The organism is Streptomyces sp. NPDC048606 (assembly GCF_040650855.1).
Lineage (GTDB): Bacteria > Actinomycetota > Actinomycetes > Streptomycetales > Streptomycetaceae > Streptomyces.
On sequence record NZ_JBEZIB010000006.1, the window covers coordinates 113,211 to 139,927 of the forward strand.

20 protein-coding genes are annotated in these 26,717 nt (G+C 74.1%); 13 read left to right on the forward strand and 7 right to left on the reverse strand.

The features are described from left to right. Nucleotides 1–14: 14 nt before the first annotated feature. From AB0D01_RS08875 to speB, 3 genes are all read right to left on the reverse strand, one after another. The gene (locus AB0D01_RS08875; protein WP_363054388.1) at nucleotides 15–3,800 is read right to left on the reverse strand and encodes an ABC transporter ATP-binding protein; all 3,786 of its coding nucleotides are present in this window, start codon (nucleotides 3,798–3,800) and stop codon (nucleotides 15–17) included. 207 nt (nucleotides 3,801–4,007) lie between these two features. Beyond that, a complete protein-coding gene (locus AB0D01_RS08880; RefSeq protein WP_363054389.1) occupies nucleotides 4,008–5,696 on the reverse strand; it encodes a thiamine pyrophosphate-binding protein in 1,689 nt (562 codons plus the stop codon). 49 nt (nucleotides 5,697–5,745) lie between these two features. Beyond that, entirely contained in the window at nucleotides 5,746–6,708 is a 963-nt protein-coding gene (gene speB / locus AB0D01_RS08885) for an agmatinase (protein ID WP_363054390.1), read from the reverse strand. A 113-nt stretch (nucleotides 6,709–6,821) separates the two neighbouring features. On the opposite strand from speB, the gene AB0D01_RS08890 reads away from it, so the two are divergent. The 6 genes from AB0D01_RS08890 (at nucleotide 6,822) to AB0D01_RS08915 (ending at nucleotide 14,593) form a co-directional block, all read left to right on the forward strand. Continuing rightward, a complete protein-coding gene (locus AB0D01_RS08890) occupies nucleotides 6,822–8,513 on the forward strand; it encodes a helix-turn-helix domain-containing protein (protein ID WP_363054391.1) in 1,692 nt (563 codons plus the stop codon). Between the two features lie 40 nt (nucleotides 8,514–8,553). Then, entirely contained in the window at nucleotides 8,554–9,684 is a 1,131-nt protein-coding gene (locus tag AB0D01_RS08895; protein ID WP_363054392.1) for an FUSC family protein, read from the forward strand. A 129-nt stretch (nucleotides 9,685–9,813) separates the two neighbouring features. Continuing rightward, complete coding sequence (locus AB0D01_RS08900; protein WP_363054393.1) at nucleotides 9,814–10,971, forward strand: acyl-CoA dehydrogenase family protein; 1,158 nt, start codon at nucleotides 9,814–9,816, stop codon at nucleotides 10,969–10,971. Nucleotides 10,972–10,999: 28 nt separating this feature from the next. Continuing rightward, complete coding sequence (gene tesB / locus AB0D01_RS08905; protein ID WP_363054394.1) at nucleotides 11,000–11,878, forward strand: acyl-CoA thioesterase II; 879 nt, start codon at nucleotides 11,000–11,002, stop codon at nucleotides 11,876–11,878. A gap of 52 nt (nucleotides 11,879–11,930) precedes the next feature. Continuing rightward, nucleotides 11,931–12,995: a cation diffusion facilitator family transporter gene (locus tag AB0D01_RS08910; RefSeq protein ID WP_363054395.1), complete on the forward strand. Its 1,065-nt coding sequence runs from the start codon at nucleotides 11,931–11,933 to the stop codon at nucleotides 12,993–12,995. A gap of 149 nt (nucleotides 12,996–13,144) precedes the next feature. Continuing rightward, nucleotides 13,145–14,593 (forward strand): serine hydrolase domain-containing protein, encoded by a 1,449-nt coding sequence (locus AB0D01_RS08915; protein ID WP_363054396.1) that lies wholly within the window; start codon nucleotides 13,145–13,147, stop codon nucleotides 14,591–14,593. Between the two features lie 16 nt (nucleotides 14,594–14,609). On the opposite strand, the gene AB0D01_RS08920 is transcribed toward AB0D01_RS08915, so the two are convergent. Both AB0D01_RS08920 and AB0D01_RS08925 read right to left on the reverse strand, forming a co-directional pair. Next, complete coding sequence (locus AB0D01_RS08920) at nucleotides 14,610–15,455, reverse strand: DUF4253 domain-containing protein (RefSeq protein ID WP_363054397.1); 846 nt, start codon at nucleotides 15,453–15,455, stop codon at nucleotides 14,610–14,612. A 66-nt stretch (nucleotides 15,456–15,521) separates the two neighbouring features. After that, on the reverse strand, nucleotides 15,522–15,983 hold the full coding sequence (locus AB0D01_RS08925; RefSeq protein WP_363054398.1) for a MarR family transcriptional regulator: 462 nt from the start codon (nucleotides 15,981–15,983) through the stop codon (nucleotides 15,522–15,524). Between the two features lie 114 nt (nucleotides 15,984–16,097). On the opposite strand from AB0D01_RS08925, the gene AB0D01_RS08930 reads away from it, so the two are divergent. Then, complete coding sequence (locus AB0D01_RS08930; RefSeq protein ID WP_363054399.1) at nucleotides 16,098–16,946, forward strand: SDR family NAD(P)-dependent oxidoreductase; 849 nt, start codon at nucleotides 16,098–16,100, stop codon at nucleotides 16,944–16,946. 59 nt (nucleotides 16,947–17,005) lie between these two features. On the opposite strand, the gene AB0D01_RS08935 is transcribed toward AB0D01_RS08930, so the two are convergent. Both AB0D01_RS08935 and AB0D01_RS08940 read right to left on the reverse strand, forming a co-directional pair. After that, the gene (locus AB0D01_RS08935) at nucleotides 17,006–17,803 is read right to left on the reverse strand and encodes a phosphatase (protein ID WP_363054400.1); all 798 of its coding nucleotides are present in this window, start codon (nucleotides 17,801–17,803) and stop codon (nucleotides 17,006–17,008) included. 233 nt (nucleotides 17,804–18,036) lie between these two features. Beyond that, on the reverse strand, nucleotides 18,037–18,615 hold the full coding sequence (locus AB0D01_RS08940) for a TetR/AcrR family transcriptional regulator (RefSeq protein ID WP_363054401.1): 579 nt from the start codon (nucleotides 18,613–18,615) through the stop codon (nucleotides 18,037–18,039). Nucleotides 18,616–18,716: 101 nt separating this feature from the next. On the opposite strand from AB0D01_RS08940, the gene AB0D01_RS08945 reads away from it, so the two are divergent. From AB0D01_RS08945 to AB0D01_RS08970, 6 genes are all read left to right on the forward strand, one after another. Beyond that, a complete protein-coding gene (locus AB0D01_RS08945; RefSeq protein WP_363054402.1) occupies nucleotides 18,717–20,333 on the forward strand; it encodes a carboxyl transferase domain-containing protein in 1,617 nt (538 codons plus the stop codon). 23 nt (nucleotides 20,334–20,356) lie between these two features. After that, a complete protein-coding gene (locus tag AB0D01_RS08950; RefSeq protein ID WP_363054403.1) occupies nucleotides 20,357–22,393 on the forward strand; it encodes a biotin carboxylase N-terminal domain-containing protein in 2,037 nt (678 codons plus the stop codon). Between the two features lie 11 nt (nucleotides 22,394–22,404). Further along, nucleotides 22,405–23,322 carry a hydroxymethylglutaryl-CoA lyase gene (locus tag AB0D01_RS08955; protein ID WP_363054537.1) on the forward strand — a complete coding sequence of 306 codons (918 nt, stop codon included), beginning with the start codon at nucleotides 22,405–22,407 and terminating at the stop codon, nucleotides 23,320–23,322. An 8-nt stretch (nucleotides 23,323–23,330) separates the two neighbouring features. Next, nucleotides 23,331–24,491, forward strand: coding sequence for an acyl-CoA dehydrogenase family protein (locus AB0D01_RS08960; RefSeq protein WP_363054404.1), 1,161 nt, complete (start codon nucleotides 23,331–23,333; stop codon nucleotides 24,489–24,491). A gap of 148 nt (nucleotides 24,492–24,639) precedes the next feature. Beyond that, a complete protein-coding gene (locus AB0D01_RS08965) occupies nucleotides 24,640–25,686 on the forward strand; it encodes an ABC transporter substrate-binding protein (protein ID WP_363054405.1) in 1,047 nt (348 codons plus the stop codon). Between the two features lie 61 nt (nucleotides 25,687–25,747). Beyond that, on the forward strand, nucleotides 25,748–26,650 hold the full coding sequence (locus AB0D01_RS08970; protein WP_363054406.1) for a siderophore-interacting protein: 903 nt from the start codon (nucleotides 25,748–25,750) through the stop codon (nucleotides 26,648–26,650). Nucleotides 26,651–26,717 lie beyond the last annotated feature (67 nt).

Consider the following 26,717-nt stretch of genomic DNA (forward strand, 5'->3'; position numbering starts at 1 on the left):
CGCCGCGCCGGTCGTCAGGCCGCCGCGCGCTCGTCCTCGCCGACGAAGGTGCGCCACAGGCCGGCGTAGCGCCCGCCGCGCGCCAGCAGCTCGGCGTGGCTGCCGTCCTCCACGACCCGGCCGCGGTCCATGACCACGACCCGGTCCGCCCGGGCGGCGGTCGTCAGGCGGTGCGCCACCACCAGGGTGGTGCGCTTGCCCGCGAGCCGGTCCGTCGCCCGGTTGACCTGCGCCTCGGTGGCCAGGTCCAGGGCGGCCGTCGCCTCGTCGAGCAGCAGCACGTCCGGGTCGACCAGTTCGGCCCGGGCCAGGGCGATCAGCTGGCGCTGGCCGGCGGAGAGGTTGCGGCCCCGCTCGGTGACGGCGTGCAGGTAGCCGCCGTCGAGCGTGGCGATCATGTCGTGCGCGCCGACCGCGCGGGCGGCGGCCTCGACCTCCGCGTCGCTCGCGTCGGGCCGCCCGTAGGCGATGGCGTCGCGGACCGTCCCCGGGAAGAGGTACGACTCCTGGGGGACGACGCCGAGGCGGTGGCGGTACGCCGTCAGGTCCAGCTCCCGCAGGTCCGTGCCGTCGGCGGTGACCCGGCCGGAGGTCGGGTCGTAGAACCGGGCCACCATCTTGACCAGCGTGGACTTCCCGGCGCCGGTCTCGCCGACGAAGGCGACGGTCTGCCCGGCGGGGATCCGCAGGGTGATCCCGGCCAGCGCGTCGCCCTTCTCGCCGCGCTCCTCGGCCGTCCCGTACTGGAAGCGCACGTCCTCGAAGGCGATCTCGCCGCGCAGCGCGGACACCGGGCGGGGGTCGGCGGGGCGCGGGGTGGTGGTGGGCTCGCGCAGCAGCTCCTGGATCCGCCGCAACGAGACGGTGGCCTGCTGGTAGCCGTCGAAGACCTGGGAGAGCTGCTGGACGGGGGCGAAGAAGAGGTCGATGTAGAGCAGGTACGCCACCAGCGCGCCGGTGGTGAGGGTGGCCGCCTCCACCCGTCCCGCGCCGACGATCAGCACGGCCGCCGCCGCCCCGGAGGACAGCAGCTGCACGAAGGGGAAGTAGACGGATATCAGCCACTGGCCCCGGACCCGCGCCTCGCGGTAGGAGTCGCTGCGCTCGGCGAAGCGGGCGCGGCCCGCGCCCTGCCGGCGGAAGGCCTGCACCAGGCGCAGGCCCGCGACGGACTCCTGGAGGTCGGCGTTGACCAGGCCGACCCGGTCGCGGGCGAGCTCGTAGGCCACCACCGACCTGCGGCGGAAGACGATCGTGCCGATCACCAGGACGGGCAGGGTCGCGAAGACGATCAGCGCGAGTTCGAGGTCGAGGACGAGGAGGGCGACGAGGATGCCGAAGAAGGTCAGGACGGAGACGACGGCGGTGACCAGGCCGGTCTGGAGGAAGGTGGACAGGGCGTCGACGTCGGTGGTCATCCGCGTCATGATCTTGCCGGTGAGCTCGCGCTCGTAGAAGTCCAGGCCCAGGCGCTGGAGCTGGGCGAAGATCTTGACGCGCAGGGAGTACAGCACGCGTTCGCCGGTGCGGCCGGTCATCCGGGTCTCGGCGAACTGCGCCACCCACTGGGACAGGACCACGGCCAGCGCCAGCCCGGTGGCGACCCAGACGGCCCCGAGGGCGGCCTGTTCGACGCCCTCGTCGATGCCGTTGCGGATCAGGATGGGCAGCAGCAGCCCGGATCCGGCGTCGAGGGCGACCAGGCCCAGGCTGATCGCGAGCGGGGCCCAGAAGCCGCGCAGCAGGCGGCGGAGGTTGTAGCTGTCCTCGGCGGAGGCCGCCCGCCGCTCGTCGACGCGCGGTTCGTCGTCGGTCGGCGGCAGGGCCGCGACCTGCGCGAGGAGTTCGGGGGTGGCCCCGGGCAGGGGGGAGCTCTCGACGCGGTCCCGGCGCCGCCACAGCTCGGGGGTGACCCCGTCGGCGACGCGCCGCTTGGCGTTGACCGGTTCGGCGTCGATCTCTGCCTCGACCTCGATGTCCCGCTCGATGGCGCACTCGGCGTCCCGCTTCATCTCCCGCTCGAACTCGGCCATGGCCGGTACGTCGGGGGTGCGCGGGGAGCCGGCCGCGAGGGCCTCGGGATCGGTGAGCAGCCGCCGGTAGAGCGGGGAGCGGCGTTCCAGTTCCTCGTGGGTGCCGATGTCGGCGAGGCGGCCGCGGTCGAGCACGGCGATCCGGTCGGCCAGCGCGAGCGTGGAACGGCGGTGGGCGATCAGCAGGGTGGTGCGGCCCGCCATGACGGACCGCAGCGCCTCGTGGATCTCGTGCTCGACCCGGGCGTCGACCGCGGAGGTGGCGTCGTCGAGGAGGAGCAGCCGGGGGTCGGTGAGGATGGCGCGGGCGAGCGCGATGCGCTGGCGCTGGCCGCCGGAGAGGGTCAGGCCCTGTTCCCCGACCTTGGTGTCCCAGCCGGCGGGCAGGGCATCGATGAAGGCCTCGGCCTGGGCGGCGCGGGCGGCGGCCCGGACCTCCTCGTCGCCGGCGTCCGGACGCCCGTAGGCGATGTTGGCGCGGATGGTGTCGGAGAAGAGGAAGGAGTCCTCGGGGACGAGTCCGATCGCGGCGCGCAGGGAGTCGTACGTCAGCTCGCGCACGTCGTGGCCGCCGACGCGGACGGTACCGGCGTCCGCGTCGTAGAACCGGGGCAGGAGCAGGGAGACGGTGGACTTGCCGCTGCCGGAGGCGCCGACGACGGCGACGGTCTCGCCCTCGGCGATGGTCAGCGAGAACCCGTCGAGGACGGGGCGCTCGGGGTCGTAGCCGAAGCGGACGTCCTCGAACTCGACGGTGGCGGGCGCGTCCGCGGGCAGTTCCCGTTCGCCCTCGCGGATCGCGGGTTCGGTGTCGATGAGGTCGAAGACCCGCTCGACGCCGGCGCGGGCCTGCTGGGCGACGGTCAGGACCATGGCGAGCAGGCGGACGGGGCCGACGAGCTGGGCGAGGTAGGTGGAGAAGGCCACGAAGGTGCCGAGGGTGACCTGGCCGCGGGTGGCCATCCAGCCGCCGAGGCCGAGCATCGCCACCTGGGCGAGGGCGGGGACGGCCTGGAGGGCGGGGGTGTAGCGGGAGTTCATCCGGATGCCGCGCATCCGCCCGCCGAACAGGCGGCGGCCGGCCTCGCGGAGCTTGCCGGTCTCCTGCTCCTCCTGCCCGAAGCCCTTGACGACGCGGACGCCCGTCACGGCCCCGTCGACGACGCCGGCGACGGCGGCCGCCTGGCCCTGGGAGTACCAGGTGGCGGGGAAGAGCCTGCGGCGGCTGCGCTGGGCGATGAACCACAGGGCAGGGGCCATCAGCAGGGCGATCAGCGTCAGCAGCGGCGAGAGCCACAGCATGACGCCGAGGGATATCCCGAAGAGGAGGAAGTTGCCGATGGTCATGGGCAGCATGAACAGCAGGCCCTGGATCAGCTGGAGGTCGGTGGTGGCCCGCCCGATGACCTGACCGGTCGACAGCTCGTCCTGCCGGCGCCCGTCGAGGCGGGCGATGGTGTCGTACATGTCGGTGCGCAGGTCGTGCTGCACGTCGAGGGCGAGCCGGCCGCCGTAGTAGCGGCGTACGTACGTCAGCACGTAGACGAGCACGGCCGCGCCTATGAGCAGGCCCGCCCAAGGGGTCATGCTCCGGGTCTTGTCCCCGATGACGTCGTCGATGATCACCTTGGTGACCAGCGGTACGAGCGCCATGACGGCCATGCCCGCCAGCGAGGACCCGAGCGCGAGCAGCACGTTGACCTTGTACCGCCAGGTGTAGGCGGTCAGCCGCCTGCCCCAGCCCTGTTTCCCGCCGGCCGCCGTCACGTGATCGCCTCCCCGTAGGTCCTGCTCTGCCGCCTCCCCCAACGCCCCGACCGGCGGATTTCATCCCCCCGCAACAATCGCACTGCCGTCCGGGCAAGGCACGCGAGCTTCCCCCGACCGGGTGTCGAGCCCCGCTCGACCACGTGCCGGCGCCCCCGGCCCTTCGGGGCGCGGGGGCGCAGGGGGGCGGGTACGTGTGCCGCCGGGTCAGGCCAGGTGGGTGGGGGCGAACATGGCGAGGGTGGTCGGGAGGACCAGGACGGAGGGGCCCGGGGTCTTCAGGGCGCGGGCGAGGTCCGTGCCGAGCGTCTCGGGGGTGGTGGCGGCGGCCGGGACGCCGAAGGAGGCCGCCAGGGCGACGAAGTCGGGCCGGGTCAGTTCCGTCCCGGCGGTGCGGCCGTCGAAGGCGTCGGTCATGTACTCGCGCAGGATGCCGTAGCCGCCGTCGTCCACGATCAGCCAGGTGACGTCCAGGTCGTGCTGGCGGGCCGTGGCCAGTTCGGCGATCGAGTACATGGCCCCGCCGTCGCCCGAGACGGCGAGGACCGGGGTGTCCGGTTCGGCGACGGCCGCGCCGAGGGCCGCCGGGAAGGCGTAGCCGAGGCCGCCCGCGCCCTGCGCGGAGTGCATCGTGTTGGGGTGCTTCGGGTCGAAGGCCGACCACGCCCAGTAGGACAGGATCGTCATGTCCCAGAAGGAGGGGGAGCGGGGCGGCAGGGCCTTGCGGATGGCGGCGAGGAGGTCCTGTTCGCGCTTCAGGTCCTGGCCGGCGAGTCGCTCGGCGACGGCGGCGAGGAGCGCGCGCACCCGCTCGGGGGCCTGCTCGTCGGTGCGGGGTTCGACGGTCTCCAGGAGGGCCTGGAGGGCGAGGCGGGCGTCGGCGTGGATGCCGAGGGCCGCGTGGTTGGACTCCAGCTTGCCGAGGTCGGCCTCGATCTGGACGACCCGACCCGTGGGGAAGAACGTGTGGTAGTTCGAGGACAGCTCGCCGAGCCCCGAGCCGACGACCAGCAGGACGTCGGCGTCCTCCAGGAAGTCGGTGGTGTGCCGGTCCTCCAGCCAGGACTGGAGGGACAGCGGGTGGTTCCAGGGGAAGGCGCCCTTGCCGCCGAAGGTGGTGACGACGGGGGCGTCCAGGCGTTCCGCGAGCTGCTTCAGCTTGCCCGCCGCGTCGGCGCGTACGACGCCGCCGCCGGCGATGATGACCGGGCGGGAGGCGTTCGAGAGCCAGTGCGCGGCCAGCGCCGTCAGCTCGGGGCGCGGGGCGAGCTCGTGGGGGGTCGCGTCCATGCCCGTGACCTGCGGCAGGACCGTTTCCGCACGCAGTACGTCCTCGGGGATCTCCACCCAGACCGGGCCGAAGGGCGCCGTCAGCGCCGATTCCCAGGCCTCGGCGATCACCGAGGGGATCTGCGAGGGGGTGCGGGCGAGGTGGACGGACTTCACCACGTCCCGGAAGGAGGCCGCCTGGTCGCGCAGCTCGTGCAGGTGGCCCCGACGGCCCCCGCCCAGTCCCGGGGTCGGGACCTGGGAGGAGATCGCGAGGACCGGCGCGGAGCCGGCCGCCGCCTCGGCGAGCGCGGGCAGCGCCGTCAGCGCGCCCGGCCCGGTGGACAGCAGCAGCGGCACGGCCTCGCCGGTGAGGCGGCCGTACGCGTCGGCCGCGAAGCCGGCGTTGTTCTCCACCCGGAGGGTGACCAGGCGCAGGTCGGAGCGGCCGACCGCGTCGAAGAGGGCGAGGGCGTGCTGCCCCGGCAGACCGAAGGCGGTGGTCGCGCCGAGGCCGCGCAGCGTCTCCACGACCAGGTCCCCGCCCGTGCGGCCCGGTGGCGGCGCCAGGGCGGCCGCCGTCTGGGCCTCGGTGGGACGGAGTACCAGGTCGTGGTCGTGCGTCACGGGAGCTCGTTCGCCCTTCCTGCTGCGCGCTCGCGCCCTCGCGCGTTCGCTACTTCGCCTTCGCCGCCGCGATCTGACGGCTCATGATCGTGGTGAGCTCGTACGCGGTGTGCGAGGCCGCGACCGAGGTGATCTCGGCGTGATCGTACGCCGGGGCGACCTCGACGACGTCGGCCGAAACCAGGTTGCAGGAGGACAGGCCCCGGATGATCTCCAGCAGCTCGCGGGAGGTCATGCCGCCCGCCTCGGGGGTGCCGGTGCCGGGCGCGTGTGCCGGGTCGAGCACGTCGATGTCGATGGAGATGTAGAGCGGGCGGTCCCCGATGCGCTGGCGCAGCTGGTCGGCGACCTCGTCGGCGCCGCGCCGGTAGACGTCGGCGGAGGTCACGATGCCGAAGCCCATCTTGGCGTCGTCGTCGAGGTCCTGCTTGCCGTACAGCGGGCCGCGCGTGCCGACGTGGGAGAGGGCCTCGGTGTCGAGGATGCCCTCCTCGACGGCGCGGCGGAACGGCGTGCCGTGGGTGTACTCGGCGCCGAAGTAGGTGTCCCAGGTGTCGAGGTGCGCGTCGAAGTGGAGCAGGGCGACGGGGCCGTGCTTCTTGGCGACGGAGCGCAGCAGGGGCAGGGCGATGGTGTGGTCGCCGCCGAGGGTCATCAGGCGGGAGCCGGAGGACAGCAGCTCGTCGGCGGCGGCCTCGACCGTCTCGACGGCCTCGTTGATGTTGAAGGGGTTCACGGCGATGTCACCGGCGTCCGCGACCTGCGCGAGGGCGAACGGGGAGGCGTCCTGCGCCGGGTTGTACGGGCGCAGCAGGCGGGAGGCCTCGCGGATGGCGTTGCCGCCGAAGCGGGCGCCGGGGCGGTAGGAGACGCCGGAGTCGAAGGGCACGCCGACGACGGCGACGTCGGCGGAGCCGACCTCGTCCAGGCGGGGCAGCCGGGCGAAGGTCGCCGGGCCCGCGTAGCGCGGGATGCGGGAGGAGTCGACGGGGCCGCGCGGCTGCGTGCTCATGGGGTGCCCTTCTGGTGGTCCTACGGTGCGGTCCTTCGAGCGTAAGCGGACACCTCGGGCATACGAAGTGTACGTTTCATCCATCAGCCCCCTCTTTTGTGTACGGAGTATCCATGGAAGCCGCGCCCCCCACGCCGCCGGTCGCCCTCGGGGCCCTGCTGCGCGACCGGGAGCTGGGGCTGCTCCGGCTCGCCGGCCCCGCCGAGGCGGACGTGCACGGGGTGCACGCCTCGGAGATGGCGGACCCCTCGCCGTACGTGCTGGGCGGCGAGCTGCTGCTGACCGCGGGCGCCGAACCGGCCGGGGCGGGCGGGGACGCGGCCGAGGCGGAGGCGTACGTGGCGCGGCTGGCGCGGGCCGGGGTGGCGGCGGTCGGGTTCGGGGTCACGCCGGTGCACGCGACGGTGCCGCGGGCGCTGGCCGAGGCCTGCGCCCGGCACGGGCTGCCGCTCGTCGAGGTGCCGCCGCGGACGCCGTTCGCCGCGGTGGGCCGGGCGGTGTGGCGGCTGATGGCGGAGGCCCGGACCGGTGAGCTGCGCCGGGTGGCCGAGGCGCAGCAGGCCCTGGCGGCGGCGGCCGCGCGCCCGGACCCGGTGGCGGCGGTCCTGTCCCGCCTGGCGGCGGCCCTGGGCGGCTGGGCGGCGCTGATCACCCCCGGCCCGGGCCCGACCCCCGCACCCCCCGGCGCGACCCCGTCCCCCCGGGAGACGACGGCGCCGACGGAACCCGGCGGCGGGCCCGGCCGCGGCTTCGCGGACGCCGCCGGGGCCACGTCGCCCGGCCCGGGGGCCCCGCGCACCACCGCGGCCTTCGCGACGCCCGGCGCCGGGCCCGCGCGCCCGACCGGAGTCGCGGGACCGGCCGGAGCCACCGCCGCGCCCCGGAGCGGGGCGGCGGGGGCGAACGCCGCCGGGGGCTCGTCGCCCGGCCCGGGGGCCCCGCGCACCGCCGCCTCCGCTGCGCCCTGCGCCGGGGTGGCGCCGGGGGCGGAGGCCCGGCGGGCGGTGGAGGCGTTGGCGGCCCGGGTGGCCTCGGGGGGCGCGGCCACCGCCACCGACGTGCTGGGCGGGGCGCACCTGTCGGCGTACGCCGTCGGCGGCGGCCGAGTGCTGGCGCTGGCCGCGCCGACCCGGGCGCCGGGGGACCACACCATCGCCTCGGCCGGGTCGGTGCTGCTGACCCTGCTGACCGCGGACCGCCCGGCCGGGGACGAGGCCGCCGCCCTGACCCGGCTGCTGCTCGACGGCGACCCGGCGACGGCCCTGGGCCCGGGCCCCTGGTACGCCGTCCACGCCCGGGGCGGCGCCGATCCGCGGGAGCTCGCCGCGGCGCTGGGCACCGTACTGCTGGACCCGCGCGGGGACGGCGTACGCCTGCTCACCGACCGGGAGCCGGCCGCCCGGCCCGGCTGGCGCCTCGGGGTGAGCGCCCCGGCGGCGCCCGGGGAACTGCCCGGGGCCGACGCGCAGGCACGGCGGGCCCTGGAGCGCGCCGAGGCGGCCCGCACCCCGCTCGCCCGCCACACCGAGCCCGGCCTCGCGGGGCTGGTCGGCGAGGCCGAGGCCCGCGCGCACGCCGAGGCCCTGCTCGCGCCCCTCTCCCCCGCCCTGCGCGCGACCCTGCGCGCCTGGCTGGCCCACCACGGCGGCTGGGACCGCGCGGCCGCCGCCCTGGAGTTGCACCGCAACACCGTGCGCCAACGGATCGCCCGCTGCGCCGGCCTCCTGGACCTCGACCTGGACGACCCCGACACCCGGATGGAGCTGTGGTTCGCCCTGCGCCACGCGGGGCCCCCGACCGGCTGACGGCGGGGCGGAGGCGGGCCGCGCCCCTACGATGTGCCGCATGTCCGGCATGTCCGTATCGGCGTGGGGGCGGGGCTCCCGCGCGCGGCGCGCGCCCGAGGGACGGGCCCTCGGCGGGCGCCTCGCACCGGCGGCCCGGTTGCTGGTGTGCGCCGTCCTCCCCTGGTACCTGTGCGTGTGGCTCGGCACGAGCACCGCGCCCGTGCCCGCCGCCCTGCCCGCGGTGCTGATCCTGCGCGACGACGTGTTCGCGGCGCCCCGCATGGCGCTGGACCGCCTGGTGGGGGTGGTGGTGGGCGTGCTGGTGAGCGTGGCCGTCCTGCACTGGCTGCCGGCGGGGCGGCCGCTGTCGTTCCCGGTCCTGATGGTGTGCGCCACGGCCGGGATGTACCTGTTGCGCCGCGGCGGCTCCCCCAACCAGCAGGTGCTGGTCAGCGCCCTGGTGATCTACTCCACCCCCGTGGCCGGCTACCCGCTGGCCCGCCTGGAGGAGAGCGCGGTCGGCATCGCCGTGGTGGCGCTGCTGGGGCCGCTGCTGTGGCCCCCCGACCCGTTCCGAGAGGCGGCCGCCGGGCTGGAGGCGTACCGCCTGGCGCTCGGGGCCCGGTTGGAGCGGCTCGCGGCGCACGCCGCCGCCGGGTCCGCGGCGCCCGGGCCCGCAGGGCTCGTGAACCCGTCGCCGCTGTGGCACCGGGCGCACGAGGTGTCCGCCGTCCTGGACCGCAGGACGGGCCGCACCCTGCTGCTGCCCCCGCGACGGCCCGCTCCCGGCCGCTCCGCCACGCTGCGCGCCCGGCTGCGCCTGGCGGCCCGGACGGCGCCCGCCCTGCTGTTCCTCGCCCGGGAGCTGGAGGCCCGTACGCCGGACCCGGCCGTCCGGGCGCTGGCCCCGGCGATCGGGGCGAGCGCGCGGGCGGTGGACCTGGCGCTGCGCGGCGAGGAGCACACGGCCGCGCTGGAACGGGCCCTGGCCCTGGAGGCGGAGCACCGGGCGGCCCACCCGGCGCGCCGCGACGTCGTCCTGCGCGCCGGACTCGGGCTGACCCACGCGGTGTTGGCCGAGCACCCGGTCGCGGCGCCGTCCGGGTGCCGGCCCGAAGGCCCGCCCGGGCATCCGCCCCAAGGCCCGCCCGGCCACCCGCCCGAGGAACCGGCGCCGCCGACCGGCTGAGGTCCGTACCCCGATGTGGCGGGGCTCGCGTTCCGGACATCTGGACAGGATCCACAACCCGCCGGTAACTTAATCTGAGCAAGCGCTTAGCCAAGGCGGCGGACCGCCGCGACCGAAGGGAGCCCGGCCGTGCGCCGTACCGTTTTCAACGAGGACCACGAGGCGTTCCGCGAGACGATCCGCGACTTCATCGAGTCCGAGGTCGTCCCCGTCTACGACGACTGGTTCCAGGCCGGCCAGGCGCCCCGCGACTTCTACTACAAGCTCGGCGAGCTGGGCATCTTCGGCATCAACGTCCCCGAGGAGTTCGGCGGCGCGGGCCTGGACACCCACAAGTTCGAGGCCGTCCTCTACGAGGAGACCTCCCGCGCGGGCGTCAACTTCGGCGGCTCCGGCGTCCACGTGCTGCTCGCCCTGCCCTACATCAAGATGCTCGCCACCGACGAGCAGAAGAAGCGCTACCTGCCGAACTTCGTCTCCGGCGAGGAGATGTGGGCCCTGGCGATGACCGAGCCGGGCACCGGCTCCGACGTCGCGGGCATGAAGACCACCGCCAGGCTCTCCGAGGACGGCACCCACTACGTCCTCAACGGCTCCAAGACCTTCATCACCGGTGGCGTCCACGCCGACCGCGTGATCGTCTGCGCCCGCACCTCCGCCCCGAGCGAGCAGGACCGCCGCTTCGGCATCTCCCTGTTCGCCGTGGACACCAAGTCCGAGGGCTACTCCATCGGCCGCAAGCTGGACAAGCTGGGCCTGCGCACCTCGGACACCGCCGAGCTGGCGTTCGTCGACGTGAAGGTGCCGGTCGAGGACCTCCTCGGCGAGGAGAACAAGGGCTTCTACTACCTCGGCGCGAACCTGCCCTCCGAGCGCTGGGGCATCGCCTTCGGCGCCTACGCGCAGGCCAAGGCCGCCATCCGCTTCGCCCAGCAGTACGTGACCGACCGCACCGTCTTCGGCAAGCCGGTCGCCCACTTCCAGAACACCAAGTTCGAACTGGCCTCCTGCCAGGCCGAGGTGGACGCCGCCGAGGCCGTCGCCGACCGCGCCCTGGAAGCCCTGGACGCCGGCGAGCTGACCGCCGCCGAGGCCGCCTCCGCGAAGCTGTTCTGCACCGAGGTCGCCCACCGCGTCATCGACAAGTGCCTCCAGCTGCACGGCGGCTACGGCTACATGAACGAGTACCCGATCGCCCGCCTGTACGCCGACAACCGCGTGAACCGCATCTACGGCGGCACCAGCGAGGTCATGAAGTCCATCATCGCGAAGTCCATGGGTCTGTAAGTCCCCCCGGGGCGCTTACTCCACCTCCATGAACGAGGCTTTGACGACGCTCCTCGACCTGCTCGACCTGGAGCAGATCGAGGAGAACATCTTCCGCGGTACCAGCCGTTCGGCGCTGGTACCGCGGGTCTTCGGCGGTCAGGTCGCGGCCCAGGCGCTGGTCGCGGCCGGCCGTACGGTCCCCGCGGACCGCACGGCGCACTCGCTGCACTCGTACTTCCTGCGCGCCGGGGACGCCGGCGCGCCCATCGTGTACTCGGTGGACCGGATCCGCGACGGGCGCTCCTTCACCACCCGGCGGGTCGTCGCCGTCCAGCACGGCCAGCCGATCTTCCACCTCTCGGCGTCGTTCCAGACGTACGAGGAGGGCCTCGACCACCAGAGCGCCATGCCGGACGCCCCGGACCCCGAGACCCTGCCGACGGCCGCCGAGTCCCTGCCCGCCTACCGGGAGATCTTCCGGGACGCGGGGACGGTCGAACGCCTCCTCGACGCGCGCGCCGCCGTCGACCTGCGCTACGCCACCACCCCGCCGTGGGGCAGCGTGGGCGAGCCGGTGGAGCCGCGCACCCAGGTGTGGTTCCGCACGGCGGGCAAGCTGGAGAGCGACGATCCGCTGCTGCACACCTGCCTGGCCACCTACGTGTCCGACATGACGCTGCTGGACTCGGTGCTGCTCGCGCACGGCCGGGGCGGATGGGCCGTCGGCGACGTGGTGGGCGCCTCCCTGGACCACGCGATGTGGTTCCACCGCCCCTTCCGCGCCGACGAATGGCTCCTCTACGACCAGGAGTCGCCCTCGGCCTCCGCCGGGCGGGGCCTCGGCCAGGCCCGGATCTGGACGCAGGACGGCCGGCTGGCCGTCACCGTGATCCAGGAGGGCGTCGTGCGGGTGCCGCGGGCCTGACCCGTCGCCGCGCCGCCCGCACGGGCACCCGTATCGGACATACCGTCACTTCATGACCGACAGCGGAACACCGGAGACGGGGTCGGCCGCCCGGGCGTCCGGCACGGACCCGGGCGAGAGCGTGGGCACGGTGGTCGTCGCCGTGATCACCAACCTCGGGATCGCCGCCGCCAAGGCGCTCGGCGGGGTCGTCAGCGGATCGAGCGCGATGCTCTCCGAGGCCGCGCACTCGGTGGCCGACACGGTCACGGAGGTCCTGCTGCTCGCCTCCCTCAAACGCGGCGCGAGACCGGCGGACGAGGCGCACCCGCTGGGGTACGGACCCGAGCGGTACGTGTGGGCGCTGCTGGCCGCGGTCGCCACGTTCGTGGGCGGCGCCGTCTTCGCCGTCTACGACGGCGTCCACACCCTGACGCACGGGGAGGAGCCGGGCGACCCGACGCTCTCGTACGTCGTCCTGGCCGTCGCCGCCGTGTTGGAGGGCTACTCCCTGCTGGTCGCCTGGCGGCAGATGCGCGCCGAGGCGGCGCGGCTGCGGGCGCCGTTCGCCGTGTACGTGAAGCACACCCCGGACACGGCGGTGAAGGCCGTGTTGTTGGAGAACGTCGCCGCGCTGATCGGCCTCGCGCTGGCTGCGGGCGGACTCCTGGGGGCCCAACTGACCGGTTCGGGGGTCTACGACGGGGTGGCGTCGCTGCTGATCGGGCTGCTGCTGGTGGCGGTGGCCTGGGAGCTGGGGCGCTCGAACGCCGGGTACCTGATCGGGCGTCCGCTGCCGCCCGGGATGCGGGCGGCGGTCCGCGAGGAACTGCTGTCGGTGCCGCACATCGAGGGGGTGCTGGAGCTGACCACCCTCGTGCAGGGCCCCGACGAGGTGCTGATCGCCGCGAAGATCGACTTCCACGACCTGGCCTCGGCCCGCCAGGTGGAGGCGGCGTGCGAGGACGCGGAGGACCAGCTGCGGGAGGTCTTCCCGGCGATCCGCCGCGTCTACCTGGACCCGACGCCGGGCCCGACGCCGCATCCGGGCCCGGGGCCCGGCTCGGGCCCGGGCCCCGGATCCCGTCCCGGACCGGATCCGGGCGGGGCCGCACGGGAACGACCCTGCGTCATCTGACAAATGTAACGACATATCAAGGTGCTCCTCCTTCTGCCGGTTGACGCCCCGTTCGTCCTGGCGGAGGAGGTGGACGGCGAGGTGCCCCGGCCAGACTCGTGGTGTCCCTGATCGCCGGGCCCCGACGGGGCCACCGACGAGGAGCCGCCGTGCGTCCCACCCGTCCTGCCGACCGCACCTCCGCCACCGCCCCGACCGCCGACCGGGCCGCGGTCCGGCCCGCGCGCCGGCTGCGCCGCACCGTCGCGGCGGGCGCCGTGACCGTCGCCCTGCTGGCGGGTCTCGCGCCGGCCGCGACGGCCGCCGACCGCGCCGACGGGCGCAGCGCCTCGGCCACCGAACGCCGGCTCGACCGGGACGGGCTGCGCACCGGCCTGGACAGGATCCACGAGGCGGGCATCTTCGGCGTCTACTCCTCGGTCCGTGACGGCCGCGAGCGCTTCGACGGCGCCTCCGGTGTCGCCGACGTGGACACCCGCCGCCCGGTCCGCGCCGACATGCGCCACCGCGTCGGCAGCGTCACGAAGACCTTCACCTCCGTCGCCGTGCTCCAGCAGTCGGCGAAGGGCCGCATCGGGCTCGACCGGCCCGTCGGCGACTACGTGCCCGAGCTGGTGCCGGGCGAGCGGGGCCGCAAGGTCACCGTGCGCATGCTGCTGAACCACACGAGCGGCATCTCCGACTACATCCTGGACGCCTTCCCCTCCCTGGAGCAGAAGAACACCACGGAGAGCCTGGACGAGTTCCGCCACCGCACGATCGCGCCGACCGAGCTGATCCGCTTCGGTCTGGCCCGGCCCCAGGTCAACGAGCCCGGCGCCAAGTGGTCCTACTCCAACACCAACTACATCGTGCTGGGCGAGATCCTGCGCGAGGTGACCGGTCAGGACCCCGAGCGGCTGATCACCAAGGACGTCATCCGCAAGGCGGGCCTGCGCGACACCTACTTCCCGGGCACCGACCCGCGGATCCGGGGCGCGCACTCCAAGATGTACGAGAACTTCTACGGGCTGATCGACCCGCCGCGCGACTACAGCGACTACAACATGACCTGGGCGGGCACCGCCGGCGCGCTCGTCTCCACCACGCAGGACCTCAACACCTTCTACCGGGCGCTGCTGACGGGCGATCTGCTGCCGCGCCGACAGCTGGATCAGATGCGCACCACCGTCGAGGTCAGGGACCCGGCGGGCAAGGTGGCCATGCACTACGGTCTCGGCATCTACACCATGGACACGCCGTGCGGTCCGGTCTGGGGGCACGACGGGGGCGTGTGGGGCGCCGGCACCTGGAGCCTGTCGAGCCCGGACGGGTCCCGCCAGTTCAGCATCGGCTACAACCTGATGAAGTACCAGCGCGTCGACGAGACCGGCACCGTCTTCCTGCCCCACCCGGCCGACGCGGCCGTGGTGGACTACATGGGCCTCGCCCTGTGCGGCAAGACCGCGCCGACCCCCGCTCCGAAGGGGGCGGCGCCCGCGTCCCCCGAGCGCCGGGCCCCCGCTCCGGCCGCTCCGGCACCGTCCGCGCCGACGCGCCCGACGCTCCCGAAGACCGGACCGGCGCTGCCCGCGCCCCTGGCGGCTCCGCTGCGCTGAGCCCGGACGATCGGGCTCAGTCCCACCAGAACGACCAGTGCGAGCTGCCCGCCACGCCCTCCTCGGCGTAGGCCGCGACCGTGCCGGACCCCTGCCACACGTTGTCCGGGCAGAACGCGAAGTGCTCCGCGGCCACGGCCAGGACGTCGGCGGGGGTCCGGGGCGGGGCCGCCACGTACAGGTCGAGCCGGTCGAAGCCGAGGGCGAGCAGCCGGGCGCCGAAGCGGTCCTCCCAGGAGCGCAGGACGGCGCTGATCCTGGCGGTGTCGCCCTCGTGGTTCACCGGACCGGACCAACCGAGGACGGCCGGTACGTCGGCGGGGCGGGCGGCGGGTACGAGCGCCAGGCGCGGCCGGCCGAACCAGCCCTCGGCGAGCAGCGCGCGGGCCGTCGCCCGCGCCCCGGCCTCGGGGTTCCCCTCGGGATCGGGGGCCCCGTGCGGGGCCAGGGGCGGGCGGGCGCGGCCGAAGGGGGCGATCAGCTCCTCGCCCTCGGCGCCCTCCTCGGGGTCGGGGACCACCGCGTCCCAGTACTCCCCCAGCACCGCCTCGGCGTCGTGGTCGTCGGGGTCGGAGGCCCGGCCCGGGTCCAGGGCCCCCGTGCGCCACCACTCCTCCAGGTTCGGGCGGTCGTGGAGCAGGACGGGGGTGAGCCCGGGGGGCACGGACCGTCCGCCCGCGGGGTCCTCCACCGGCCCGTCGGACAGCCACAGCAGCGGCTCCGGGCGGCGACGGCGCAGCAGCGGCCGGCGGCGCGCGGGGCGGGTGATCAGGGTGCCGGGCGGCAGGCCGGGGGCGTCGGCGCGGGCGAGCAGTGCGCGGCGGGGGTCCGGCGGGCGGGGCGGATCGGCGGCTTCGCTCATGGCGGCGACGCTAGCCGCCGCCACCGACACCGGGCCGGGTCCGCGTCGGGCGTGCCCGACGGGCGGTCACACGGCCGGCTTGTCCTTCAGCTTGGTCCACACGGTGCGCAGGGCGGCTATGTCGGCGTCGTCGAGCCGGTCGTCGAAGACCTCGGCGAGGGCTTCGCGGCGGGTGGCGTCGGCCTCCGCGTAGGCCCGGCGGCCGGCTTCGGTGAGGGCGATGCGCACGGACCGGGCGTCGGTCGGCGAGGGGACGCGCTCGACCAGGCCGCGGGCCTGGAGGGAGTCGGCGACGCGGGAGACCTGGCTGCGGCTGAGCAGCGTCTTGGCGCCCAGTTCGGAGGAGGCGATCGGCTCGTCGTGGGCGTGCAGCCACAGCATGACCTCGAACCAGGACAGCGGCAGGTCGTGCCGCCGGGTGAGGGCCTGGTCGACCCGGGCGGTCAGGGTCGTACCGGCCCAGACGAGACCGTAGAAGGCGTGGTCGCGCGGGGTGAGACCCGCCGAGGTCAGCTCGTTGTTCGCCATGGTCACAGGATACCGGGGTTGCGTGCACACGCACACACCTCCTAATGTGTGTGTGCACGCACAGACATGCCCCCAGGGCCCGCCCCCATGAACCACCCCGTCGGGAGACCCCACATGACCTCCGCCAAGACCGTCCTCGTCACCGGTACCTCCACGGGCATCGGCCTCGCCGCGGCCGTCGCCGCCGCCGAGGCCGGGCTGCACGTCATCGCCACCATGCGCGACACCGGCCGGGCCGACGCCCTGCGCGCGGCCGCCGCCGAGGCCGGGGTCACCGACCTCGTACAGGTCAAGCGCCTGGACGTGACCGACGCGCGGTCCGTGGCCACGTGCGTCGCCGAGGTCGTCGCCGAACACGGGCACCTCGACGCCGTCGTGAACAACGCGGGCGCGGGCTTCGTCGGCACCATCGAGCGGCACGACATGGAGCGGGTCCGCGAGGTGATGGAGGTCAACTTCTTCGGCGTCGTCGAACTGACCCGGGCGGCCCTGCCGCACCTGCGCGCCTCGGGCGGCCGGGTCGTCACCGTGACCAGCGTCGGCGGCGTCGTCGGCCAGCCGTTCAACGAGGCCTACTGCGCGGCCAAGTTCGCCGTCGAGGGGTTCATGGAGTCCCTCGCCCCGGTCGCCGCGAGCACCGGCGTACAGGTCGCCGTCGTCGAACCGGGGGCCGTCTCCAGCGAGTTCGTGGCCAACGTGGGCCTCGACGTGCCGACCCTGCTCGCCGAGGCCGGTCCGTACGCGCCCGCCCTGCGGGGGTACATCGACCACGCCATGGAGGCCTTCGGCAGCCGCCCCCAGACCCCGCGGGAGGCGGCGGCGCCGGTCGTCGAGGCGCTCACCGCCGAGACGGTGCCCTTCCGGATCCAGACCTCCGACTGGGCGCGGGGCTTCCTCGCGCCCAAGCTGGCCGACCTCGACGGTTCGGCCGTCCAGGGGATCACCCGCGGCTGGCTCGCCTGACCGTTCGCCGGGGGGGGCGGGCCGGGCCCGCCCACAGCGGGCCGCCCCGCAGCGCCGTCCTACAGCAGGCCGGCCGCCGAGAGCAGGTAGGCGACCATCGGGTCGTAGAAGCGCGGGTCGCGCACGTGGTCGTCCAGCGGGACCGCCACCTGGAGGGTGCCCTCCGCCTCGGCGAGGAACAGCGCCGGGTCGTTGCAGTCGGCGTACCCCACCGCGTCCACCCCGCGCTGCGCGGCGCAGCCCGCCCAGCCGTGGTCGGCGACGACGAGGTCCGGCTGCGGTCGGCCCTGCGCGGCGAGCGCGTCCAGGATCGCCGCCATCGGCGCCGGCGAGTGGGTGTGCCACAGGGTCGCGCCCCGCTCCAGCACGGCCACGTCGGCGAACTGCCACACCGAGCCCTCGTCGGCGACGAGCCCCTGCGGGATGACCACGATCTCGCAGCCCGTGGCGCGCAGGGCGGCGGCCGTGGCCCGGTGGACGTCGAGCAGGCCCCCGGGGTGGCCGGTGGCGAACAGCACGCTGTGGCGGTCGAGGGCCGCCTTGTGGAGCCGGGCCGCGAGCCGGTCGAGGGCGTCCACGGTCAGCTCGGGGTCGATGGTGTCCTGCCCGAAGCGGTAGGCGGCGTCGTCGACGACCCCGCAACGCTCGGCCATCACGGCCAGGACGTCCTGCTCGTCGGCCCAGCGGTCGCCGAGCTCCAGGCCCAGCCAGTAGTGCCGGTCTCCGTTGGCGAGCTTGCGGTAGTGGCTCAGGTTGTTCTCGCGCGGGGTGGCGACCTGTCCCGCGATGCGCGTGCGGACCAGGTGGTCGATGAGCTCGGCGCGGCTGGGTACGGGCGTCTCTATCGGCTTTGGCATGCGGCCATTCTGCCGCCGTCCAGCCGGAATCGTCCGCTCCGTCCCGAGCGGCGGACCGGGCGGCGGACCGAGCGGCGGACCGGGCGGCGGACCGAGCGGCGGACCGAGCGGCGGACCGGGCGGAGAACCGGCGAGGGACCGGGCGGCGGCGACCGCGACCGCGAGGAACCACCGAGGACCCCCCGAGGGCCCCCGAGGCCCCCCGAGGGACCTTGGGTCGATCGTCCGGCGCGTCAGCGCGAGAGCGCCGCGAAGGCCCCGTCCGCGAGGCGGCGCAGCAGCGATTCCGTCGCCTCCCGGCCGAGGGAGGCCAGGTGCGGGGTGGAGTTCAGCAGCCCGAAGACGGCGTGCACGCAGACCCGCACCTCCGCTTCGCCCACCCGGGGGTGCAGCTGCCGCACGACGTCCACCCACAGCTCCACGTACTGCCGCTGGAGCTGGCGCACGAGCTTGCGGTCGGCCTCGCGCAGCCGGTCGAGCTCGCGGTCGTGGAGGATGATCAGCGCCCGGTCGTCCAGCGCGAAGTCGACGTGGCCCTCGACGAGCGAGGCCAGCACCTCCTCCGGCCCGCCGGCCGCCTCCTCCACCCGTCGTCGACCGCCGGTCAGCAGCCGCTCGCTGATCCCGACGAGCAGCTCGGCGAGCATCGCGTCCTTGCCCGCGAAGTGCCGGTACAGGCCGGGGCCGCTGATGCCGACCGCGGCGCCTATCTCGTCCACGCCGACGCCGTGGAATCCGCGCTCCGCGAAGAGACGAGCGGCCTCACTGAGGATCTGCTCGCGACGGGTCGGGGCGGCCGCTCTGGTGCTCATGGGAATCCATTCTAGACAGGGCGGTTAGCGCTCGTTAACCTAAGACCCGCACGCGTTAACGCTCATTAACAAAGCATGCACCGAGCAAGGGAGCTCGACCGATGCAGCAGGCACCAGTGCTGACGAGCGCCGCGGACCCGGCGTCCGAGGCCTGGCGGACCAATGAGGCCGCCCACCGCGAGCTCGCCGAGGGCCTGCGCGCCCGGCTGGACGCGGCCCGGCTCGGCGGCGGCGAGAAGGCCCGCGCCCGCCACACCGCCCGGGGGAAGCTGCTTCCCCGCGACCGGGTGGACGCCCTCCTGGACCCGGGCTCGCCCTTCCTGGAGCTGGCCCCGCTGGCCGCCGAGGGCATGTACGGGGGCGCGGCCCCCGCCGCCGGGGTGATCGCGGGGATCGGCCGGGTCAGCGGCCGCGAGTGCGTGATCGTCGCCAACGACGCCACCGTCAAGGGCGGCACGTACTACCCGATGACGGTCAAGAAGCACCTGCGGGCGCAGGAGGTGGCCCTGGAGAACCGTCTCCCCTGCCTCTACCTGGTCGACTCCGGCGGCGCCTTCCTGCCCATGCAGGACGAGGTCTTCCCCGACCGGGAGCACTTCGGCCGCATCTTCTACAACCAGGCCCGCATGTCGGGCGCCGGGATCCCGCAGATCGCCGCCGTCCTCGGCTCCTGCACGGCGGGCGGCGCGTACGTCCCGGCGATGAGCGACGAGGCCGTCATCGTGCGCGGCCAGGGCACGATCTTCCTGGGCGGCCCGCCGCTGGTGAAGGCCGCCACCGGCGAGGTGGTCACGGCCGAGGAGCTGGGCGGCGGCGAGGTCCACTCCCGTACCTCCGGGGTGACCGACCACCTCGCGGAGGACGACGCCCACGCGCTGCGCATCGTGCGCAACATCGTGGCGACCCTGCCCGAGCGCGCGGCCCTGCCGTGGTCGGTGGAGGCTCCCGAGGAGCCGAAGGTGGACCCGTACGGCCTGTACGGCGCGGTCCCGGTCGACTCCCGCACCCCCTACGACGCCCGCGAGATCATCTCCCGGATCGTGGACGGCTCCCGCTTCCAGGAGTTCAAGGCGGAGTTCGGGCAGACCCTGGTCACCGGCTTCGCCCGGATCCACGGCCACCCGGTCGGGATCATCGCCAACAACGGCATCCTCTTCTCGGAGTCCGCGCAGAAGGGCGCCCACTTCATCGAGCTGTGCGACCAGCGCGGCATCCCGCTCCTGTTCCTCCAGAACATCTCCGGCTTCATGGTCGGCCGCGACTACGAGGCGGGCGGCATCGCCAAGCACGGCGCCAAGATGGTCACGGCCGTGGCCTGCGCCCGGGTCCCGAAGCTGACCGTGGTGGTCGGCGGCAGCTACGGCGCGGGCAACTACTCGATGTGCGGCCGGGCCTACTCGCCCCGCTTCCTGTGGATGTGGCCCAACGCCAAGATCTCCGTCATGGGCGGCGAGCAGGCGGCCTCGGTGCTGGCCACGGTCAAGCGGGACCAGATCGAGGGCGCGGGCCAGGAGTGGCCCGCCGAGGACGAGGAGGCCTTCAAGGCCCCGGTCCGGGCGCAGTACGAGGAGCAGGGCAACGCCTACTACGCGACCGCGCGGCTGTGGGACGACGGGGTCATCGACCCCATGGAGACCCGGCAGGTGCTGGGACTGGCCCTGACCGCGTGCGCGAACGCCCCGTTGGGCGAGTCGGGCTTCGGCATCTTCCGTATGTGACGTGTGACGTGAGGACCTCACTGATGTTCAGCACTGTTCTGGTCGCGAACCGGGGCGAGATCGCGGTCCGGGTCATCCGCACCCTGCGGGAGCTCGGGATCCGCTCCGTGGCCGTCTTCAGCGACGCCGACGCCGACGCCCGCCACGTACGGGAGGCCGACACGGCCGTCCGGATCGGCCCGGCGGCCGCGGCGGAGAGCTACCTGTCGGTGGAGAAGTTGATCGACGCCGCCCGGCGCACGGGCGCGCAGGCCGTCCACCCGGGCTACGGCTTCCTCGCCGAGAACGCCGTCTTCGCGGCGGCCTGCGCGGAGGCCGGACTGGCCTTCATCGGTCCGCCGGCCCCGGCGATCTCCCTGATGGGCGACAAGATCCGGGCCAAGGAGACGGTCCGGGCGGCCGGTGTCCCGGTGGTCCCCGGCTCCTCCGGCAGCGGCCTGAGCGACGGCGAACTGACGGCCGCGGCGCGGGAGATCGGCATGCCCGTGCTGCTGAAGCCCTCCGCGGGCGGCGGCGGCAAGGGCATGCGCCTGGTCCGCGACGAGGCCCTGCTCGGCGAGGAGATCGCGGCGGCCCGCCGCGAGGCCCGGTCCTCCTTCGGCGACGACACCCTGCTCGTGGAGCGGTGGATCGACCGGCCGCGCCACATCGAGATCCAGGTCCTGGCGGACGGCCACGGCAACGTGGTGCACCTGGGCGAGCGCGAGTGCTCGCTCCAGCGCCGCCACCAGAAGATCATCGAGGAGGCGCCCTCGGTCCTGCTGGACGAGAAGACCCGGGCGGCGATGGGCGAGGCCGCGGTGAACGCCGCGCGTTCCTGCGGGTACGTGGGCGCGGGCACGGTCGAGTTCATCGTCCCGGGCGAGGACCCCTCCGCGTACTACTTCATGGAGATGAACACCCGCCTCCAGGTCGAGCACCCCGTCACGGAGCTGATCACCGGCCTGGACCTGGTCGAGCAGCAGCTGCGGGTCGCCGCCGGCGAGCGCCTCGGCTTCGGGCAGGCCGAGGTCACCCTGACCGGCCACGCGATCGAGGCCCGCGTGTGCGCGGAGGACCCGGCGCGCGGGTTCCTGCCCTCCGGGGGCACGGTGCTGGCCCTGTCCGAGCCCTCCTCCGGGGGCGTGCGGACCGACTCCGGGCTGCTGGCCGGCGTACCGGTCGGCAGCACGTACGACCCGATGCTGTCGAAGGTGATCGCCTACGGTCCCGACCGGGCGAGCGCGCTGCGCACGCTGCGGGCCGCGCTGGCGGACACCGTGATCCTGGGCGTGCAGACCAACGCGGGCTTCCTGCGCCGGCTGCTGGCCCACCCCGAGGTGGTCTCGGGCGACCTCGACACCGGTCTGGTCGAGCGCGACCTGCCGACGCTCCTGCCCGCGGGGGTCCCGCCGGAGGTGTACGCGGCGGCCGCGCTGCTGTCCGTACCCGCCGCGCGGACGCCCGAGGGGCCGCGCGGGTGGCTCGACCCCTTCGACGCGCCGAGCGGCTGGCGCCTGGGCGGCACCCCGGCCTGGACGGTCCGCCACTTCCGCCTCCCGGGCCAGGACCCGGTCGAGGTCCGCACCCGCCCCTCGGACGGGCTGACGGAGCTCCTGCTCACCGAGGCCGGCACGGATCCGGCGTCGCCGGCGTACGGGGCCCGTGGCCGGATCGTGGCCCGCTCCGCCGACCGCGTCACCGTCGAACTCGACGGGGTCACCCACACCTTCGCCCACGCCGCCTCCCCCGAGGGGACCTGGCTGGGCCGCGAGGGCGACTCCTGGCACGTCCAGGGCCACGACCCGGTCACCGCGAGCCTGGGCGGCGCGGGCCGCTCCGGCGCCGACACGCTGGCCGCCCCGATGCCGGGCACCGTGACCGTCGTCAAGGTGGCCGTCGGGGACGCCGTGGCCGCCGGGCAGAGCCTGCTGGTCGTCGAGGCGATGAAGATGGAGCACGTCATCGCCGCCCCGCACGCCGGCACGGTCACCGAACTCGACGTCACCCCCGGCACCACCGTGGCCATGGACCAGATCCTGGCCGTGGTCACCCCCGAGGCGAGCGAGGAGGGCGCGTGAACGGCCTGCCCATGACGGTGCCCGCCGCCGGACTGCCCGCCCGGGTGCGGATCCACGAGGTCGGCGCCCGCGACGGACTGCAGAACGAGAAGACGGCGGTGCCGACCGAGGTGAAGGCGGAGTTCGTCCACCGCCTGGCCGCCGCCGGGCTGACGACCGTCGAGGCCACCAGCTTCGTGCACCCCAAGTGGGTGCCGCAGCTGGCCGACGCCGAGCGGCTCTTCCCGCTCCTGGCCGACGTGCCGGCCGACCTGCCCGTGCTGGTGCCCAACGAGCGCGGCCTGGACCGCGCGCTCGCCCTGGGCGCCACCCGGATCGCCGTCTTCGGCTCGGCCACGGAGACCTTCGCCGCGCGCAACCTGAACCGCACCGTCGACGAGTCCCTCGCCATGTTCGAGCCCGTCGTGGCCCGCGCCCGTCAGGAGGGGGCCCACGTCCGCGGCTACCTCTCGATGTGCTTCGGCGACCCCTGGGAGGGCGCGGTTCCCGTCGGGCAGGTCGTCCGCGTGGCCAAGGCCCTCCTCGACCTCGGCTGTGACGAGCTGAGCCTCGGCGACACCATCGGCGTCGCCACGCCCGGCCACGTGCGGGAGCTGCTCTCGGCCCTGAACGGCGCGGGCGTGGGCACCGACCGGGTCGGCGTCCACTTCCACGACACCTACGGCCAGGCCCTCTCCAACACCCTCGCCGCGCTCCAGCACGGCGTGACCACCGTCGACGCCTCCGCGGGCGGCCTCGGCGGCTGCCCGTACGCCAAGAGCGCCACCGGCAACCTCGCGACCGAGGACCTGGTGTGGATGCTCGACGGCCTCGGCATCGAGACCGGGGTCGACCTGGCCGCCCTCACCGCCACGAGCGTGTGGATGGCCGAACGGCTGGGACGCCCCAGCCCCTCCCGTACCGTCCGCGCCCTCTCCCACAAGGAGTAACGAACACCATGGCCCTCGACCACCGGCTCACCCCCGAGCACGAGGAACTCCGCCGCACCGTCGAGGCGTTCGCGCACGACGTCGTCGCGCCGAAGATCGGCGACCTGTACGAGCGCCACGAGTTCCCGTACGAGATCGTCCGCGAGATGGGCCGCATGGGCCTGTTCGGCCTGCCCTTCCCCGAGGAGTACGGCGGCATGGGCGGCGACTACCTCGCGCTCGGCATCGCCCTGGAGGAGCTGGCCCGCGTCGACTCCTCGGTCGCCATCACCCTGGAGGCGGGCGTCTCGCTCGGCGCCATGCCGATCCACCTGTTCGGCACCGAGGAGCAGAAGCGGGAGTGGCTGCCGAAGATGTGCTCCGGCGAGGTCCTCGGCGCCTTCGGGCTCACCGAGCCGGACGGCGGCTCCGACGCGGGCGGCACCCGCACCACGGCCGTCAAGGACGGCGACGAGTGGGTGATCAACGGCTCGAAGTGCTTCATCACCAACTCCGGCACCGACATCACCGGGCTGGTCACCGTCACGGCCGTCACGGGCCGCAAGGCGGACGGCCGTCCGGAGATCTCCTCGATCATCGTCCCGTCCGGCACGCCGGGCTTCACGGTGGCCGCGCCGTACTCGAAGGTCGGCTGGAACTCCTCCGACACCCGCGAGCTGTCCTTCTCCGACGTGCGCGTGCCGCTGTCGAACCTGGTGGGTCAGGAGGGGCGCGGCTACGCGCAGTTCCTGCGGATCCTGGACGAGGGCCGGATCGCGATCTCGGCGCTGGCCACCGGTCTCGCGCAGGGCTGCGTCGACGAGTCGGTGAAGTACGCGAAGGAGCGCAGGGCGTTCGGCCGGCCGATCGGCGACAACCAGGCCATCCAGTTCAAGCTGGCCGACATGGAGACGCGCGCCCACATGGCGCGCATCGGGTGGCGCGACGCCGCCTCGCGGCTGGTGGCCGGCGAGCCGTTCAAGAAGGAGGCGGCCATCGCGAAGCTGTACTCCTCCACGGTGGCCGTGGACAACGCCCGTGACGCCACGCAGATCCACGGCGGCTACGGGTTCATGAACGAGTACCCGGTGGCCCGCATGTGGCGGGACTCGAAGATCCTGGAGATCGGCGAGGGCACGAGCGAGGTCCAGCGCATGCTGATCGCCCGTGAGCTGGGCTTCACCGGCTGATCGATGGGCCGCGGAACACGCTGACGGCGAGGGGACCCGAAAATTATTAGGGTCCCCTTACTGTTTTGGGACAAGGTTAGGCTAACCTTCCCCACGAACGGCCTCGTGTCCCGTGGTCGCCCCTGCACGCACGAAAGCGGAATTCGACATGCCCAAGCCCAGAAGCTCCTTCCTCACCCGCCGCGGCCTCATCGCGACCGGCGGCGCCCTCGGGCTCGTCGCGGCCCTCGCGGCCTGCGGCGGCACCGACAAGGCGAAGGACGCCTCGGGCGACAAGGGCGCCACCGCCGCGGCGTCGGGCCCCTGGACCTTCAAGGACGACCTGGGCAAGGACGTCACCGCGAAGTCCACGCCGAAGAACATCGTCGCCTTCACCGGCACCGCCGCCGCGCTCTCCGACTACGGCGTCCAGGTCAAGGGCGTCTTCGGCCCGACCAAGCTGGCCGACGGCAAGCCGGACCCGCAGGCGGGCACGATGGACATCTCCAAGGTGGAGATCCTCGGCAACGTCTACGACGAGTTCAACGTCGAGAAGTACGCGGCCCTCCAGCCCGACCTGCTCGTCACCAACACCTGGGACGGCACGTACTGGTACGTCCCCGAGGCCTCCAAGGACAAGATCCTGAAGCTGGCCCCGGCCGCCGCCGTCGGCGTGGGCGGCAACGTGTCCATGGACACCGCCCTGGCCCGCACCGCGGAGCTCGCCAAGTCCCTGGGCGCGGACCTGAACGCCAAGAAGACCGCCGACGCCAAGGCCCGCTTCGAGGCCGCCTCCGCCAAGCTGCGCGAGGCCACCAAGGCCAACCCGGGCATCAAGGTGCTCGTCGGCTCCGGCGCGGACCAGATGTTCTACGTCTCCACCCCGAAGACCTCCGCGGACCTGAAGTACTTCGAGTCCCTCGGCGTCGAGTTCGTCGCCCCCGAGCAGGACAAGCTGGACGCGGGCGGCTTCTTCGAGAGCCTCAGCTGGGAGAACGCCGGCAAGTACAAGGCCGACGTCGTCCTCCTGGACAACCGCAGCGCCACCCTCCAGCCCGAGGCCCTGAAGTCCAAGCCCACCTGGGCCGAGCTCCCCGCCGTCAAGGCCGGTCAGGTCGCGCCGCGCGTGACCGAGCCGATCTTCTCGTACGAGAAGTGCGCCCAGATCCTGGAGGACCTCGCGAAGACCATCCAGAACGCCAAGAAGGTCGGCTGACCCTCGGCCTGATCCACGGCGCCGGCCGCGCCACACCGCAATCCCTGGGGGGACTCTCCGCATGACCGCCACCGCGTCCGACATCCCGGCCGCCCTGCACTTCCGCTTCTTCACCTTCGAAGTGCTGCGCACCCGCCGGATCGGGCACTCGTTCCTGCGCGTCACGTTCGGCGGGGAGTCCCTCGCGGACTTCCGCTCGGGCGGCTTTGACCAGAGCCTGTCGCTCTTCCTGCCGCCCGCGGACCGGGAGCACACCGAACTGCCGTCCACCGACGCGGACACCTGGTTCGGCGCCTGGCGCGAGATGCCGGACGAGGAGCGCCCGGTGATGCGCTCGTACACGGTGCGCGAGCAGCGGCGTACGGACGCGGGCGTGGACGAGGTCGACATCGACTTCGTCCTGCACGGGGACTCCTCCCCGGCCTCCCGCTGGGCGGGCGGGGCGGTCACCGGCCGCCGGATCATGGCGATCGGCCCGGCCGTCGCGCAGAACAAGTCGGTGCGCTTCCAGCCGCCGGCCGCCACCGACTCCCTCCTGATGTACGCGGACGAGACCGCCCTGCCGGCCGCCGCGGCCATCCTGGAGCGGCTGGAGGCGGGCACCCCGGTGAAGGCCTGGTTCGAGGTCCCGCACGAGGACGACCGGATCGACCTGCACACCCCCGCCGACCTGGACGTCACGTGGATCGTGCGCGCGGCGGACACGGGCCGGGAGCGGGCCGAGCGCGTGGTCGAGGAGATCCGCTCCGCGGACCTGCCGGCCGGCGCGACCCCGTACGCCTGGCTCGCGGGCGAGGCCGGCACCATCCGCGCGGTACGCCGCCACCTGGTGCAGGAACGTTCCGTCGACCGGCGCGCGGTGCGCTTCACCGGTTACTGGAGGCTCGGCGCCAGCGAGGAGCAGCTCCTCGCCGAGGCGTACGCGGGCCAGGCGGCCAGCGAGGACCCGACGGCCGAGCTGTAGCCGCGCCGGATCGTCATCGCACAACTCGACGCCCCATCAGGGAAGTTCACAGAAGGGCCCCGACTTC

What these genes read in the sequence shown, in the direction of transcription:
- speB (WP_363054390.1), bottom strand. Translation starts at nt 6,708, where the DNA reads ATGAGCACGCAGCCGCGCGGCCCCGTCGACTCCTCCCGCATCCCGCGC.
- AB0D01_RS08890 (WP_363054391.1), top strand. Translation starts at nt 6,822, where the DNA reads ATGGAAGCCGCGCCCCCCACGCCGCCGGTCGCCCTCGGGGCCCTGCTG.
- AB0D01_RS08895 (WP_363054392.1), top strand. Translation starts at nt 8,554, where the DNA reads ATGTCCGGCATGTCCGTATCGGCGTGGGGGCGGGGCTCCCGCGCGCGG.
- tesB (WP_363054394.1), top strand. Translation starts at nt 11,000, where the DNA reads ATGAACGAGGCTTTGACGACGCTCCTCGACCTGCTCGACCTGGAGCAG.
- AB0D01_RS08910 (WP_363054395.1), top strand. Translation starts at nt 11,931, where the DNA reads ATGACCGACAGCGGAACACCGGAGACGGGGTCGGCCGCCCGGGCGTCC.
- AB0D01_RS08920 (WP_363054397.1), bottom strand. Translation starts at nt 15,455, where the DNA reads ATGAGCGAAGCCGCCGATCCGCCCCGCCCGCCGGACCCCCGCCGCGCA.
- AB0D01_RS08925 (WP_363054398.1), bottom strand. Translation starts at nt 15,983, where the DNA reads ATGGCGAACAACGAGCTGACCTCGGCGGGTCTCACCCCGCGCGACCAC.
- AB0D01_RS08930 (WP_363054399.1), top strand. Translation starts at nt 16,098, where the DNA reads ATGACCTCCGCCAAGACCGTCCTCGTCACCGGTACCTCCACGGGCATC.
- AB0D01_RS08935 (WP_363054400.1), bottom strand. Translation starts at nt 17,803, where the DNA reads ATGCCAAAGCCGATAGAGACGCCCGTACCCAGCCGCGCCGAGCTCATC.
- AB0D01_RS08940 (WP_363054401.1), bottom strand. Translation starts at nt 18,615, where the DNA reads ATGAGCACCAGAGCGGCCGCCCCGACCCGTCGCGAGCAGATCCTCAGT.
- AB0D01_RS08945 (WP_363054402.1), top strand. Translation starts at nt 18,717, where the DNA reads ATGCAGCAGGCACCAGTGCTGACGAGCGCCGCGGACCCGGCGTCCGAG.
- AB0D01_RS08950 (WP_363054403.1), top strand. Translation starts at nt 20,357, where the DNA reads ATGTTCAGCACTGTTCTGGTCGCGAACCGGGGCGAGATCGCGGTCCGG.
- AB0D01_RS08955 (WP_363054537.1), top strand. Translation starts at nt 22,405, where the DNA reads ATGACGGTGCCCGCCGCCGGACTGCCCGCCCGGGTGCGGATCCACGAG.
- AB0D01_RS08960 (WP_363054404.1), top strand. Translation starts at nt 23,331, where the DNA reads ATGGCCCTCGACCACCGGCTCACCCCCGAGCACGAGGAACTCCGCCGC.
- AB0D01_RS08965 (WP_363054405.1), top strand. Translation starts at nt 24,640, where the DNA reads ATGCCCAAGCCCAGAAGCTCCTTCCTCACCCGCCGCGGCCTCATCGCG.
- AB0D01_RS08970 (WP_363054406.1), top strand. Translation starts at nt 25,748, where the DNA reads ATGACCGCCACCGCGTCCGACATCCCGGCCGCCCTGCACTTCCGCTTC.